The organism is uncultured Algoriphagus sp. (assembly GCF_963974365.1).
In the GTDB taxonomy this organism is placed as follows: Bacteria; Bacteroidota; Bacteroidia; order Cytophagales; family Cyclobacteriaceae; genus Algoriphagus.
Window position 1 is genome coordinate 70418 of sequence record NZ_CAXBBX010000011.1, and the last position, 13094, is coordinate 83511.

Sequence of the window (13094 nt, forward strand, 5' to 3'; positions counted from 1 at the left end):
AATCTTACGTAGATCTGTTTGAGACTATCAAAATAGCCCGTTTGTCCTCTGGACTTGAAGAGTCACCTATGTCTGGATAAGGGAAAGCATCAACCAATCGTACAATATAATCCTCGTTGGAAAATTGGACAGGATATTCACTGAAAGACTCTTCTGTGCTGAGTTTAAGCGGATAATCTTTTCCGTCAATTGTAAGCATACCTTCAATCAAAATCATTCCTTGCCATATGCATTGTGCTCCTGCTGGGCAACGAGAATCCTGTATTTTCAAAAGTGTAATGGTAATATTTTTAGGGCAGTTTTGGATTGTTTCATCGATTGCTATCTCAAATTCTTTTCCAAGGTCAAACCCTTTGCAATCATTGTCATCACATGAGAATAAAAGCGATACTGACAATACAAGAATTAATAGCTTGCGCATAGCAATATGTTTCCGGGTTAACTCAAAAGTATTTCTTATACGGATATGAGCACCGAATCGCTACAAATTATAATCTGAACTTAGAAATTACGAGAGCCTAAAAATCAAAAAAAGCCTCACATTTCTGTGAAGCTTTTAAAAGTGGATGATAACGATCCCGATAGCTATCGGGAGAACCGATGACCTTCAATAAAGAAGGAAATGGTGGAGGATAACGGAGTCGAACCGATGACCTCTACACTGCCAGTGTAGCGCTCTAGCCAGCTGAGCTAATCCCCCATAAGTTATAGTTTTCTAGATGACCTTCCCGACTTTTGCCGGGACGCTCGGTAGATCAGCCGAAACTAATCCCCCTTTTGGGTTTGCAAATATAGACTTAGGTTTTTCCCGTGCAAAGGGAATTTTACTCGGTAGCGTAATTAATTCTGGTCATGATACTTCTGCCCAGCGTCACTTCATCGGTAAATTCCAATTCCCCGCCTACCGGTATTCCGCGTGCGATCGAGCTTACCATGATTCCTTTTTCCTTCAGCTTTTTAGCGAGATAGAAGGATGTAGTGTCGCCCTCCATAGTTGCGCTTAGTGCTAAAATCACCTCTTTGATAGGTTCAGTTTGCAAAGCTGAATCTACTCTGGATAGCAAGGATTCTATTTTCAATTCCTCTGGCCCTATGCCTTGAATGGGGGAAATCACGCCGCCGAGCACATGATATTTTCCCTGAAATTGGTTGGTATTTTCTATGGCCAGCACATCACGAATATCTTCTACTACGCATAGGATAGACCCGTCACGACGATGACTCATGCAAATACTACATTCTTCAGAATCAGAAATATTATGGCAGGTTTTGCAATACTGTATTTCCGTACGCATACGGGTAATAGCCAAAGCCAGCGCTTCAGTATTTGCTTCATGCTGCTTGAGAAGATGAAGTGCCAGTCGAAGGGCTGTTTTCTTACCGATACCAGGAAGTCTGGAGATTTCGATGACAGCATCTTCTATCAGTTTGGAAGGGAAATTCAATTCTGGGTGGATTTAAACGATTGCGGCTTGGATTCCGGCATCTAATATAGCTTCACACATAGGTTTTAGCTCTGTGATACTGCCTTTTTTTACCGCACATTTTCCTCTATAGTGTATGGTGATGGTGCATTGCTCTGCCTGCTCTATGCTATGCTTGCAGACTTTCATCAGAATCTTGATTACATGATCGAATGTGTTGAATTCGTCATTGTAGACAATCAAGTCGTTAGATTCAATATCTATCAAATCCTCCACCAGAACTTCTGATTCCTCAATGTATGGAAATGGGTCGTTTGAATGATTCATTTTGCAAAATTAAGAATATTGAACAACTTAGCGAACCCACTTCAATACGATTTATGAATTCCCAACTAGTCCTACTGGTAATCTGTTGCTATTTTTTACTACTATTTCTCATTTCTTACTTCACTTCCCGCAAAGTTTCTGCCGATACCTTCTTCACAGGAGACCGTCAGTCTCCATGGTTCTTGGTCGCTTTTGGGATGATTGGTGCTTCTCTTTCAGGAGTGACTTTCATTTCTGTTCCCGGAGAAGTCGGCAATACTAACTTCTTTTACTTCCAAGTTGTTCTGGGGTATACGCTAGGATATTTCACTATAGCGAAGGTTCTACTTCCGCTTTATTACCGATTGAACCTTGTTTCTATCTATTCTTACTTGGATGATAGATTTGGGTTTTGGTCTTATAAAACTGGTGCTTTTTTCTTTATTCTATCTCGAACTTTAGGCTCATCCATTCGGGTGTTTTTGGTTGCTAGTGTACTTCAACTGATCCTCTTTGATTCTTTAGGTATTCCTTTTTGGGTTTCAGTATTGATTACGGTCGGTTTGATCTGGCTGTATACGCATCGTGGTGGAATTAAAACTGTAGTGTGGACAGATACATTGCAGACATTTTTTATGTTGGCGGCAGTGGTCGTTTGTGTGATTATGGTGGGAAATGAGCTGAACTTCGATGGAGTGAGTGATTATTTCAAAGCAGTCTCCAATGATCCACGCTCGCAGATTTTCAATTGGGATTGGAAAGCAGGGACGAACTTCTTCAAGCAATTTGTTTCAGGTGCTTTTATCACCATTGTGATGACCGGCTTGGATCAGGATATGATGCAAAAGAATTTGACCTGTAAAAATATAGGTGAGGCACAGAAAAACATGTTTTGGTTTACGACCATTCTAGTCTTTGTGAACTTACTTTTCCTTGCTTTGGGCGTATTGCTTTTTCTTTATGCAGAAACTCAAGGCGTCCAGATTCCTGCTAAAACCGATGAGCTGTTCCCGTTACTTGCTACAGAGTATTTCTCTCCCTTTGCGGGAATAATCTTTGTCCTTGGTATCACAGCAGCGGCATATTCGAGCGCAGATTCTACACTGACGGCATTGACAACTTCATTTTGTATAGATTTTTTAGAGATAGAGAAAAGATATCCTGCGGAAAAGCGGGTTACAGTGCGAAAGAAAGTCCACATCACATTCACCTTCGTGATGTTCCTGGTAATTATGGCATTTCACTGGCTGAATAATCAGAGTGTGATTAATTCTGTATTTGTGATCGCTGGATATACTTATGGACCATTGCTTGGATTGTATTCCTTTGGACTCTTCACCAATTGGAAAGTGAAAGATAAATTTGTGCCTTACCTGGCTGTCTTCGCTCCTGTTCTTACCTATGCGATCGCATCCAATTCCGAAAAATTATTCTGGGGCTACAAATTCGGCTTCGAAGCCCTGATCCTGAATGGACTGATTATGTTCGTTGGGTTGTATTTATTGAGGAGAAGGTGATTTCTCGCCAAACGTTACTACGGAACGACCAAATCGTTTAAGCTCCATTATTTCTACCGACGAGACCTTCCTATGGAAGGATCATTATTCGCAGTGAATAAGAATACTTGTCCCAGAGGGACATCTGGTCGGTAGAAATAAGAGATAGGAGACAAAGGAGCGTTCCATCGGAACGCATGGTATTTTCACTATAATTCTGGAAATCCATTTTTTATATCGCCAACTCTACCTCTGGATTCCAGAAGACATTGTCAAAATTCTGGACTTTGTCTTTTACGACTTTGATTCCTTCTTTTTCAAGCAATTCCTGCATTTTGGTAGGCGTTTCGAAATGACCTTTTCCAGTCAATAAGCCTTGGCTGTTCACTACGCGATGTGCTGGAACGTCTGACATCGTGTGGGCAGCATTCATCGCATACCCGACCATTCTTGCTCCACTTTTTATCCCCAAATAATGTGCGATCGCCCCATAATTGGTTACTCTGCCGCTTGGGATTAAGCGAACTACCTGATAGACTAAATCGAAATAATTAGGCTTTTCGGGTTTCATTGGACCAGTTTATTAGGGATTGATTAATAGTTTTTTTGACGTTCTTCTCTACTGTTTTTTCGCCTGATTTGATAGGGAATTGATATCGGATCACGATACTTTCCGGTTTTCTTTCAATAACATTTAGCTGGGCACCTTCTACATACACAAAGTCAGAAAATGTACCCAGAGACTCATTTAATGTTTTTTCTAAATCATTCAGTTGAATTACGGAGTAGAATGGAATCTCGGAATCCAAAATCACTTGATGAGAATTGTTTTTTGAGTAATTCACTACCTCTGAAGTCAATACAAGCGTATTTGGAACGATGACAATCTCGCCTGTCTCAGTTTTCAGCACCATATTGATCAGCGTGATATCTCGAATAAAACCTATATTTTTCCCAATCAAAATCTTATCTCCGATCTCCAGCTGATCCGAAAACATGATGATCAAACCGTTGACAATATTAGTGATATAATCCTTTGTGAGGAGAGCAATTGCCGCAGCAACGATTGTAATGCTAGTCAAAAATTCAAGTGGACGCACCCCAAACGCGAGCATCAAAGTGACTAGCAAAATCATGATATTGAGCAAAGTGGAAAGACGATCAATACCGATTACAAAGTTGGGTTGTACTCTGGATTCCTCCGTTCTTTTCAGATAAAATTGTAGCGTGATGATTCTAGCTAGAGAAATAATCAAGTTCCCACTTAGTAAGAAAATTGCAGCTCTGATCAGATTTGAGGCGATGACATGCGTTTCGAAAAATGGACTAAACCAGCTGTTTGACTCAAATCCCACCAGCAGAATCACCAAAAGAATAAGCTTAAGAAAGAAATTTCTCCTGCGTTTGTTTTCCTGATTCTTGATGATGCTTTTGAGTTGATTCATGTCGTTTTCGAAAAATTAAGGCTAATTTTAACAAATATCAGAAAGAATTTCAGAGTAATATGAGGAGAAATATCATTATCACAGGCGCAGGAGGGAATTTGGGTTCAGCAGTTGTTGAGAAGTTCAAGCGCGAAGGATATCATATCATTGCACTTTTGCATCCTGGGAAAAATGAGGAGGTAGAAGAATCTGATGATGCATATGAGGTGGATGTGACTGATGAAAAAGCTGTTGCTGAGTTTATCAAGGAATATCAATTGCAATATGGCGACGTAGATGCATTGGCATTTTTAGTTGGAGGTTTTGCCATGGGAGGCATATCGGAGACTAGTCAAGCGGATTTGGAGAAAATGTTCACTTTGAATTTTTTCTCAGCATTTCATTTGGTAAAAGGCTTTCTGCCCTTTATGAAAAAGCAAGACAAAGGCACCTTCCTTTTTGTAGGTGCAAGGCCAGCGCTTCAAGTTGAAGATGCAGGTGGATCTTTGGCATATGCCTTGAGTAAAAAATTGGTAATTTCTTTGGCTGAAATTGTAGGGGAGGAAACGAAAAACACTCCGATTAGATCGCATGTTTTTGTGCCAAGTATTATTGATACGCCTCCAAATCGGGAGTCTATGCCGGACGCTGATTTTAGTAAATGGGTTAGGGCCGATGAGATCGCAGAGGCAATGCATTATGCGGTCAATACGCATGCACTAAGAAATATGACATTTAAACTTTACGGTGAAGTTTAAGTTAACACTATCGAAAATGAAAAATCTACTAGTCATCCTATTTTCCTTTATTTTGGTGTTTCCAGCTTTTTCCCAGTCCGAAGACGCTGCTGTGAAAGCTGTGATCGAATCTCTTTTTGATGGGATGAGAGCAAAAAATGCTGATCAAATTGCTTCGGTTTTTTCAGAAAATGCCATCATGCAGACTATTGAAACAACGGGTGAAACCGGAACTGTAAAAGCTGGTTCAGTGGCTGATTTCGTAAAAGGGATTGGAAGTCTTCCCGCCGAGACAAACCTTGACGAGAGAATCACTGATTATCAAATCAATATTGATGGTCCCATGGCAACTGCTTGGACACCATACGAGTTTTATTTTAATGACAAATTCAGCCATTGTGGCGTGAATTCCTTTCAATTAGTAAAAATGGCCTCAGGCTGGAAAATAGTTTACATCATCGATACTCGCCGGAAAGACGGCTGCTCTTGATATTTTATGAATACGTTTAAAGAAAAAGTTTACCAGACTGCGATCATGCAGGTAAAAGAGAAAATCAACCTATTGAAAACCGAGCGAAAGGCGATCAATGATGGGATTTTAGAAGACACGAAAAGTAGTGCCGGGGATAAATTTGAAACTGGCAGAGAGACCATGTCCCGTGATCTTATGACTGTGGAGAACCAGCTTAAGCAAGCTAACTATGAATTTGATGAATTGTGCAGATTCCAGGCGATCAAAGAACCGTCAGCTACAATTCAGGAAGGTAGTTTGGTTCAAGTTGGGTCTGACCAATATTTGATTTCAATTAGCCTTGGGCAGCTCAATGTGGATGGACAAAAACTATTCATGTTGAGTAAAAGCTCTCCATTAGGTGAGATTTTAGTGGGCCGCAAGAAAGGTGACCAAGTGGAATTCCGTGGCAGGAATCTCACGATCACTGAATTGCAATAACTTAGCTTTAATCGTTCTTTGGGACAAAACTCATCAGTTCGTTGGCACCATCGAGCAGGGTGAGTTTGTCTTTGCTGATTTTCAGTTCTTTTACTTTGTTCATTGCCGAAATAAATTCTTGTTCTCCGTTTTTAGGGCACATTTTTTTTGTAATCGCACCAGGATTAAGTAGAAGCCCGCTTCCTTCCAGCATAAAGTTTCCGGAAAAATTATTGCATCCAGAAAATCCAGCAAGTTTACCATCATCAAGAAAATTTATCGAGGGAAGTCCATCGGCGAACTGATTTAAATCTATTCCTTGGCCCATGAGGGAAGAGAGAGCCCAGGTATTTCCGGTCAAAAGATTGAGAGGATTGATAGCTTTGGTGCTACCACAGCTGACAAATAGCAGGAATAGTAGTCCAAACGATAGGGTTTTTAAAGCTCTCATAAAGGCAGGGTTTAATGCATATTCAATTTAAGGAATTTGACTCCAAATTCAATTTTGCCTTTTTAATGGATTGAAGATGATTATATGCTATTACAAATCATTCGAGGAATTGTTGTTTAATTTTCAATAGAATTTCGCGTTTTTTCAAAATTCTCCAATGGATTGTTTGGGTAATAAAAATTTTGGCAGTAAGATTGTCCCATCAATTGTCCAGTTATGGTATTTGCAGCAAAAATCTCTTCAGACCTAAATCTACTTCCAGCTATGGAAGGGAGCGCCTGCACCACTTTTTCTATGACGACATGGATTGGTACTACCATTACGGGTTGATCCCGTCTATATATTTTAAGTACCCGCCCCCGAGGCCTTAACTGGCCAATTTTAATTTCCCAGTAATTAATTCCAGAAGTTTTATTTATGAAAATCATCAAGTTTGGTGGCTCCTCCGTAGCAAATCCAGAAAATATACAGCGAGTTTTCTCCATCATTAAGGAAACACTCAAAGAACATGAAACAGCCATTGTTTTTTCTGCTTTTGGAGGAGTAACAGAGAGCTTATTGAAGATCGCCCAGTTGGCTAGAGAAGGAGATGAGGCTTACAGAGAGGTTTTACAGTCTTTGGAAGAAAAGCATCTAACTATCGTGCGTCAACTGATCTCTGTCCAGAGTCAGTCTACTGTGATGACTTTTGTAAAAGTACGGTTCAAAGAACTTGAGGATCTTTTTCATGGTATCTACCTGATCAAAGAAAATTCTGTTCGAACACTGGATTATGTGGCGAGTTTTGGAGAAAGATTAGCGGCATTTATCCTTGCAGAATCCATGCAGGGACATGGTCTTAAAACCCAGTTTCTCGATGCTCGTGAGGTTATCCGTACCAATGATCGATTTGGTCAGGCAAAAGTTGACTTTGATATCACCAATGCTGCGATCAAAAACTACTTTGCGAAGCATGATGGAATCAAAGTCATAACTGGTTTCATTGCATCTACTGAAAAAGGAGAAACTACTACACTTGGAAGATCAGGCTCAGATTATACAGCGGCCATTTTTGCGGCAGCTTTAAATGCTGAGTGTCTTGAAATCTGGACAGATGTTTCGGGCGTGTTGACTTCAGACCCGAAGTTGGTTTACACTGCCTTCACCATTCCTCAGCTGAGTTATAATGAAGCGATGGAGCTTTCGCATTTTGGTGCCAAAGTTATTTTCCCGGCGACCATGCAGCCAGCGATGCGAAATAGCATCCCTATTTATATTAAAAACACGTTTGAGCCTGAAAATCCAGGTACGCTAATAAATGGAGAGGTAAGTCCAGGAGCCTTAATCAAAGGGATCAGCTCTATTCCAAATGTATCCATCGTGACTGTGCAGGGTGCTGGAATGCTGGATTCTGCGGTTGGCACGAGTCGGGTCTTCAAAGCTTTGGCTGAGGCTAGAGTAAATATTTTGCTGATTTCACAGGCTTCTTCGGAACATAGTATTTGTTTGGCAATCAAAACTCAGGAGTCTTATTTGGCAAAAGAAGCAGTGGAAAAAGAGTTTTTCTACGAAATCAAATCCGGAGAAATGGATGAGGTTGTCTTACTACATGACTTAGCTACGGTGGCTGTAGTAGGTGAAAACATGAAGCATAACCCAGGTGCTTCGGGACGCATGTTCCGTGCTTTGGGTAGAAATAATATTAACGTGGGTGCAATTGCGCAGGGAAGTTCCGAGTTGAATATTTCAGCTGTGATTCCTCAGCCAGATTTGCAGAAGGCACTGAACGCACTTCACGAGGCGTTTTTCCTATCAGAAAATAAAGTGCTTCACGTATTCTTGGTTGGTACAGGGTTGATAGGTCAAGCGCTGATCAAAATGATTGCCAACCAACAGCAAAAGCTTCGAGGGGATAATGAATTGGATATTCAAATCCACGGCCTTGCCAACAGTCGGTATATGGCTTTCCATGAGGATGGGTTCGATCTTTCTAATCCATATGAATTGAGTGATTCTGATGAGAAAACTGATTTAAGCAAGTTCATCAGAACTATGGAAGAGATGAACTTCTCCAATTCTGTATTTGTGGATTGTACGGCAAGCCAGGATGTGGCTGAGCTATATGCCCAGGTATTAGAAGCGAAAGTAGCTATCGTTACTCCAAACAAAAAGGCGAATTCAGGCTCTATGGAGCAGTATAAAAACCTGAAAAGAATCGCTAAAAAACGTGGAGTGAAATTCCTGTATGAAACCAACGTAGCGGCAGGACTTCCAGTAATCAATACGTTACAAGATTTGATGCTAAGTGGAGACCGTGTGATACGTATTGAAGCTGTGCTATCCGGCTCCATGAATTATATTTTCTCTGAACTTGAAAAAGGCGATCCTTTCTCTGAAGTAGTGAAAAAAGCGAAAGAACTAGGCTTTACTGAGCCAGATCCTAGAGATGACTTGAGCGGAATGGACGTAGCCAGAAAGATTCTGATTTTGGGCCGTGAAGCGGAGCAGGATTTGGAGTTCGACTCTATAGACATCCAAAGCATGGTACCTGAAGATTGTCAGAATTTAGGTACTGTACCTGAGTTTTTTGAGGTGCTTAGAACGCACGACATTGACTTTGCAGAAATGCTGAAAACCGCCGAGGCGAAAGGAGAGAAACTTCGCTTTATGGCAACTTTGGAAAACGGTAAAGCTAAGGTTGGTTTGAATTCACTTCCACTTTCACATCCATTTAGTGGATTGGGAGGAAGTGACAATATGATTCTATTGACAACAGATAGGTACCGTGACAGACCGATGATCATCCGAGGTCCAGGTGCAGGTGCAGACGTAACTGCTGCAGGCGTGTTTGCAGATGTGATTCGTATCGGTAACTATACCAGAGAATAATGCGCTCTGTCAAAGCTTTTGCCCCAGCTACTGTTGCGAATGTGTCCTGTGGATTTGATATCCTAGGGTTCGCGATAGATGCGATGGGCGATACGGTAGAGCTGGTTTTGAAAGACGAGCCAGGATTAGTCGTGGTTTCCATAGATGGAGACGGCGGGAAGCTCCCTCTTGAAGCGGAGAAAAACACCTGTGCTGTGGCTATTCAAGCCATGTTGGATGAATTGGATTCCAAAGTTGGTATGAATATATACTTGACCAAAGGGTTGCCTTTGGGATCAGGAATGGGGTCCAGTGCGGCAAGTGCTGTTGCTGCATTAGCAGCTGCCAACAGGCTTTTGGGTGATCCATTTGAAAAGAAAGATTTATTGCCTTTTGCGATAGCGGCGGAGAAAGTGGCTTGTGGAGCTGGGCACGCAGATAATGTTGCCCCAAGTTTATTGGGAGGCTTTGTCTTGGTAAGAGATTACCATCCGCTTGATGTGATCAAACTTCCTGTACCTGACGGTCTTTATTGCACATTGTTGCATCCACATTATGAGCTAAAAACTGCAGATTCAAGATCTGTACTGAGAGATCAGATTCCGATGAAGCATGCGACTATTCAGTCTGGAAATGTTGCTGGGTTGATTGCAGGCTTGTACGAAAGTGATTTTGAATTGATTTCCAGATCTCTTCGGGATGTGATCGCAGAACCTTATCGAGCGGTTTTGCTTCCGGGGTTTTATGAAGTAAGAGAAGCCTTGAAGGCTGCCGGTGCTTTAGGAATGGGGATTTCAGGTTCCGGTCCTACACTTTTTGCCCTTTCTCGGGGAAAAGAAACTGCCGAAGCCGTAGGCGAAGCAGGCAAAGAAATATTTTCAAAAATAGGGTTGGATGTTGACGTTTATTTCTCCGAAATCAATACACGAGGAGCTTACGTTATCGAAGAAAAATAAGAACATGAAGTTTTATAGTACAAATAATTCTGCACATCAGGTAAATCTTGCTGAAGCGGTGATCAAAGGTTTGGCGCCCGATCAAGGTTTATATATGCCAACGGATATTCCTGTTTTGTCAAAAGAACTTTTGCAAAAGTTTCCTGAGATGACCTTTCAGGAAATCGGATATGAAGTCATTGGAGCGTTGTTTTCTTCGGCTCTAAGTCAGGAGCAGATCAAAGAATTGGTAGATCATACGCTGACATTCGATGCGCCACTGGTGAAAGTGGAAGAAGATGTCTATAGCTTGGAGCTTTTTCATGGTCCTACTTTAGCATTCAAAGATTTCGGAGCACGTTTCTGCTCCAAACTGATGAGCATGCTGATGGAGAAATCCGACCGGAAAGTACGTGTGTTGGTAGCGACTTCTGGCGACACTGGAAGTGCTGTGGCAAATGGATTCTTGGGAGTGGATGGGGTGGATGTGATCATACTTTTTCCGAAAGGAAAAGTAAGTGAACTTCAGGAGAAGCAGTTTACTACGCTGGGTCAAAATATCACTGCGCTGGAAGTTGATGGTGTATTTGACGATTGTCAGAAGATGGTTAAAGAAGCATTTTTGGATGCTGAGTTAAACGAGAAACTGTTGCTGACTTCAGCAAACTCTATCAATGTTGCCCGCTGGATTCCTCAGTGTTTGTACTATTTCTTCGCTTTTTCCAGACTTCCGCAAAACGGTAAAAAAGTAGCTTTTGCTGTTCCTTCAGGGAATTTTGGAAATATAGCAGCAGGAATATTAGCTCAAAGAATGGGCTTGCCTGTAGATCAATTTGTGGCTGCGACGAATGTAAATAAAGTAGTTCCAGACTTTTTGAACGGAGCTGATTTTGCGGCTATGTCATCTATTGCTACGATCAGCAACAGCATGGATGTGGGGAACCCAAGTAATTTTCCTAGGCTTTTGGCGCTTTATGGTAATGATGAAAAGGCCTTAAAGGATAATGTGAAAGGGTATTTCTACACTGATGAGCAAACTGAGAAAGCGATGCAGGAAGTGAAAAAGTCAGGTTATACTATGGATCCTCATGGCGCGGTTGGGTATTTGGGATTGACAGATTTCATGGCTGAAAACTCAGACTATCAAGGTATATTTCTGGAAACTGCCCATCCTGGTAAATTCCGCGAGACAGTAGAAAAAGCACTGGATTTGAAACTTGACCTTCCAGAGCGATTAGCTGCTTTTATGGATGGTGAGAAGAAAGTGGAAGCTATGGGGAATGATTTTGAGGAGTTTAAGCGGTATTTGAAAGGTTTACTTTGAGTCTATTTTTATGGAATTGAAATACTGATTCCCCATTTTTAAGTAGATGCTATCTGTAAGTGGATTATTGGGATAAGAGTATCTCGCATAGTAGAGTTGATTGTTTTTATCAATTAGTAATTTGTCCTTAAATATTTTCATAGTTAGACTATCTTCAGAATGATTATCTAAGAAAAGGTTTGGGAAGCTGGAGTTATAATTGATTATTATATTCGTGAGTCCTTGATTAAAAAGGAAATCCACTGACCAATTTTCTAACAGTAAAGTGTCTAGATAGACTTCATTCAAATTCCATATAGTAAATTCAATTTCTTTCTTTTTCACTGTATATCCTAAGAATGTATCTTGATCATATAGTAGGTAGTTTACTTTTGGTTTTTCTGGGAAAAAGACAGAGACATTATTGAAAAAATCATATGATTTCCCCAAGTTAAACATTGAATCGATTTTATATTCCCAGTAATCTTGCATTGCCTTATTCAGACTATGGTTTGATTCAAGGTCGTATTTAGATTGTAAGTTTTTTAACTTTTCCCGATAAAATGATAGTTTAGAGACGGTCTTTTCCCTATCATATTTATATGTTTTGATTTTTTTATTAAGATCTTTTGCTAAAGCCTGAGCAAGTTTTACATGGTAAGCTTCATGAGTGAATAGCTCATCTGAATTTATAAACTGTTTTCTATACCATGATTCATGCCTGTCAATAAATGCTCTGGCTTCAATTTCCGAGTTGTTTGTTAGGGTTAATCATACTCGTATTCCGGCATCCGAACTGCTCCAGATTTCTGTTAAACTTTTAAAGTCAGTGATTTCTAATTCCGAAGTATCATCAAGGATTTTATATCTTTCAACAGAGGAGTCTTTATTTTTTCTGTAGTAATCAAACAGAGCAGCGTTGTATGCCAGTAAAAAAAGTATTCCTAGAATTTTATATTGCTTAATCACTTTTTCCTTATTAGGCAAACTATTGAATAAAACACTGAAAATAGGATTTCGCACATAACAACCCAAAGTGTAACGAACGTAATCAAATTTGGGAGGCTCCCGATCTTATAAAAGATATTGTTTGAATGTAGGATGGTGAATAATAGTAAGCATAGTATAATTACTAATGCTGTGTCTTGAATTATTCTTCCAAATAGTGAATTGAATCTATTGTGATCTTTATAATAGATGTAGTGCATTATCGGTATTGGAAATAAAAATGTAATTGTTG

15 protein-coding genes and 1 tRNA gene are annotated in these 13094 nt (G+C 40.4%); 7 read left to right on the plus strand and 9 right to left on the minus strand.

Annotated features, from left to right (window positions below):
• Nucleotides 1–4: 4 nt before the first annotated feature.
• The 4 genes from AACZ87_RS15475 to AACZ87_RS15490 all read right to left on the minus strand — a co-directional run bounded on the left by AACZ87_RS15475 (nt 5) and on the right by AACZ87_RS15490 (nt 1751).
• The gene (locus AACZ87_RS15475) at nt 5–421 is read right to left on the minus strand and encodes a hypothetical protein (RefSeq protein ID WP_339868536.1); all 417 of its coding nucleotides are present in this window, start codon (nt 419–421) and stop codon (nt 5–7) included.
• A gap of 202 nt (nt 422–623) precedes the next feature.
• Nucleotides 624–700 (minus strand) — tRNA-Ala (locus AACZ87_RS15480).
• 124 nt (nt 701–824) lie between these two features.
• Nucleotides 825–1445, minus strand: coding sequence for a recombination mediator RecR (gene recR, locus AACZ87_RS15485; protein ID WP_339868537.1), 621 nt, complete (start codon nt 1443–1445; stop codon nt 825–827).
• Nucleotides 1446–1457: 12 nt separating this feature from the next.
• Complete coding sequence (locus AACZ87_RS15490) at nt 1458–1751, minus strand: ATP-dependent Clp protease adaptor ClpS (RefSeq protein WP_283412522.1); 294 nt, start codon at nt 1749–1751, stop codon at nt 1458–1460.
• Nucleotides 1752–1804: 53 nt separating this feature from the next.
• Between AACZ87_RS15490 and AACZ87_RS15495 the strand changes: the two genes are divergently transcribed.
• The gene (locus tag AACZ87_RS15495) at nt 1805–3247 is read left to right on the plus strand and encodes a sodium:solute symporter (RefSeq protein ID WP_339868539.1); all 1443 of its coding nucleotides are present in this window, start codon (nt 1805–1807) and stop codon (nt 3245–3247) included.
• A 211-nt stretch (nt 3248–3458) separates the two neighbouring features.
• On the opposite strand, the gene AACZ87_RS15500 is transcribed toward AACZ87_RS15495, so the two are convergent.
• Both AACZ87_RS15500 and AACZ87_RS15505 read right to left on the minus strand, forming a co-directional pair.
• Nucleotides 3459–3797, minus strand: coding sequence for an MGMT family protein (locus tag AACZ87_RS15500; protein ID WP_339868541.1), 339 nt, complete (start codon nt 3795–3797; stop codon nt 3459–3461).
• Nucleotides 3778–4671 carry a mechanosensitive ion channel domain-containing protein gene (locus AACZ87_RS15505; RefSeq protein ID WP_339868542.1) on the minus strand — a complete coding sequence of 298 codons (894 nt, stop codon included), beginning with the start codon at nt 4669–4671 and terminating at the stop codon, nt 3778–3780. The genes AACZ87_RS15500 and AACZ87_RS15505 overlap by 20 nt, the downstream gene beginning before the upstream one ends.
• Before the next feature lie 59 nt (nt 4672–4730).
• Between AACZ87_RS15505 and AACZ87_RS15510 the strand changes: the two genes are divergently transcribed.
• From AACZ87_RS15510 to AACZ87_RS15520, 3 genes are read left to right on the plus strand one after another with little or no spacing between them, the layout of a single operon-like run.
• Nucleotides 4731–5408 carry an SDR family NAD(P)-dependent oxidoreductase gene (locus tag AACZ87_RS15510; RefSeq protein WP_339868543.1) on the plus strand — a complete coding sequence of 226 codons (678 nt, stop codon included), beginning with the start codon at nt 4731–4733 and terminating at the stop codon, nt 5406–5408.
• 16 nt (nt 5409–5424) lie between these two features.
• On the plus strand, nt 5425–5877 hold the full coding sequence (locus tag AACZ87_RS15515) for a nuclear transport factor 2 family protein (RefSeq protein ID WP_339868544.1): 453 nt from the start codon (nt 5425–5427) through the stop codon (nt 5875–5877).
• 6 nt (nt 5878–5883) lie between these two features.
• Nucleotides 5884–6339 (plus strand): hypothetical protein, encoded by a 456-nt coding sequence (locus tag AACZ87_RS15520; RefSeq protein ID WP_339868545.1) that lies wholly within the window; start codon nt 5884–5886, stop codon nt 6337–6339.
• A gap of 7 nt (nt 6340–6346) precedes the next feature.
• Here AACZ87_RS15520 and AACZ87_RS15525 read toward each other — a convergent pair whose 3' ends face one another.
• Entirely contained in the window at nt 6347–6769 is a 423-nt protein-coding gene (locus AACZ87_RS15525) for an META domain-containing protein (protein WP_339868546.1), read from the minus strand.
• 116 nt (nt 6770–6885) lie between these two features.
• Nucleotides 6886–7089 carry a hypothetical protein gene (locus AACZ87_RS15530; RefSeq protein WP_339868548.1) on the minus strand — a complete coding sequence of 68 codons (204 nt, stop codon included), beginning with the start codon at nt 7087–7089 and terminating at the stop codon, nt 6886–6888.
• A 97-nt stretch (nt 7090–7186) separates the two neighbouring features.
• Between AACZ87_RS15530 and thrA the strand changes: the two genes are divergently transcribed.
• From thrA to thrC, 3 genes are read left to right on the plus strand one after another with little or no spacing between them, the layout of a single operon-like run.
• Complete coding sequence (gene thrA / locus AACZ87_RS15535) at nt 7187–9637, plus strand: bifunctional aspartate kinase/homoserine dehydrogenase I (RefSeq protein ID WP_339868550.1); 2451 nt, start codon at nt 7187–7189, stop codon at nt 9635–9637.
• A complete protein-coding gene (locus tag AACZ87_RS15540) occupies nt 9637–10572 on the plus strand; it encodes a homoserine kinase (RefSeq protein WP_339868552.1) in 936 nt (311 codons plus the stop codon). Before thrA ends, AACZ87_RS15540 begins: the two co-directional genes overlap by 1 nt.
• A gap of 4 nt (nt 10573–10576) precedes the next feature.
• Entirely contained in the window at nt 10577–11875 is a 1299-nt protein-coding gene (thrC, locus tag AACZ87_RS15545) for a threonine synthase (protein ID WP_339868553.1), read from the plus strand.
• Here the strand turns inward: thrC and AACZ87_RS15550 are convergent.
• Nucleotides 11867–12346 carry a hypothetical protein gene (locus AACZ87_RS15550; RefSeq protein ID WP_339868554.1) on the minus strand — a complete coding sequence of 160 codons (480 nt, stop codon included), beginning with the start codon at nt 12344–12346 and terminating at the stop codon, nt 11867–11869. The genes thrC and AACZ87_RS15550 overlap by 9 nt on opposite strands.
• Nucleotides 12347–13094 lie beyond the last annotated feature (748 nt).

Coding starts and splice junctions, on each gene's coding strand:
- AACZ87_RS15475 (WP_339868536.1), bottom strand. CDS start 421: ATGCGCAAGCTATTAATTCTTGTATTGTCAGTATCGCTTTTATTCTCA.
- AACZ87_RS15490 (WP_283412522.1), bottom strand. CDS start 1,751: ATGAATCATTCAAACGACCCATTTCCATACATTGAGGAATCAGAAGTT.
- AACZ87_RS15495 (WP_339868539.1), top strand. CDS start 1,805: ATGAATTCCCAACTAGTCCTACTGGTAATCTGTTGCTATTTTTTACTA.
- AACZ87_RS15500 (WP_339868541.1), bottom strand. CDS start 3,797: ATGAAACCCGAAAAGCCTAATTATTTCGATTTAGTCTATCAGGTAGTT.
- AACZ87_RS15505 (WP_339868542.1), bottom strand. CDS start 4,671: ATGAATCAACTCAAAAGCATCATCAAGAATCAGGAAAACAAACGCAGG.
- AACZ87_RS15510 (WP_339868543.1), top strand. CDS start 4,731: ATGAGGAGAAATATCATTATCACAGGCGCAGGAGGGAATTTGGGTTCA.
- AACZ87_RS15515 (WP_339868544.1), top strand. CDS start 5,425: ATGAAAAATCTACTAGTCATCCTATTTTCCTTTATTTTGGTGTTTCCA.
- AACZ87_RS15520 (WP_339868545.1), top strand. CDS start 5,884: ATGAATACGTTTAAAGAAAAAGTTTACCAGACTGCGATCATGCAGGTA.
- AACZ87_RS15525 (WP_339868546.1), bottom strand. CDS start 6,769: ATGAGAGCTTTAAAAACCCTATCGTTTGGACTACTATTCCTGCTATTT.
- AACZ87_RS15530 (WP_339868548.1), bottom strand. CDS start 7,089: ATGGTAGTACCAATCCATGTCGTCATAGAAAAAGTGGTGCAGGCGCTC.
- thrA (WP_339868550.1), top strand. CDS start 7,187: ATGAAAATCATCAAGTTTGGTGGCTCCTCCGTAGCAAATCCAGAAAAT.
- AACZ87_RS15540 (WP_339868552.1), top strand. CDS start 9,637: ATGCGCTCTGTCAAAGCTTTTGCCCCAGCTACTGTTGCGAATGTGTCC.
- thrC (WP_339868553.1), top strand. CDS start 10,577: ATGAAGTTTTATAGTACAAATAATTCTGCACATCAGGTAAATCTTGCT.
- AACZ87_RS15550 (WP_339868554.1), bottom strand. CDS start 12,346: ATGCAAGATTACTGGGAATATAAAATCGATTCAATGTTTAACTTGGGG.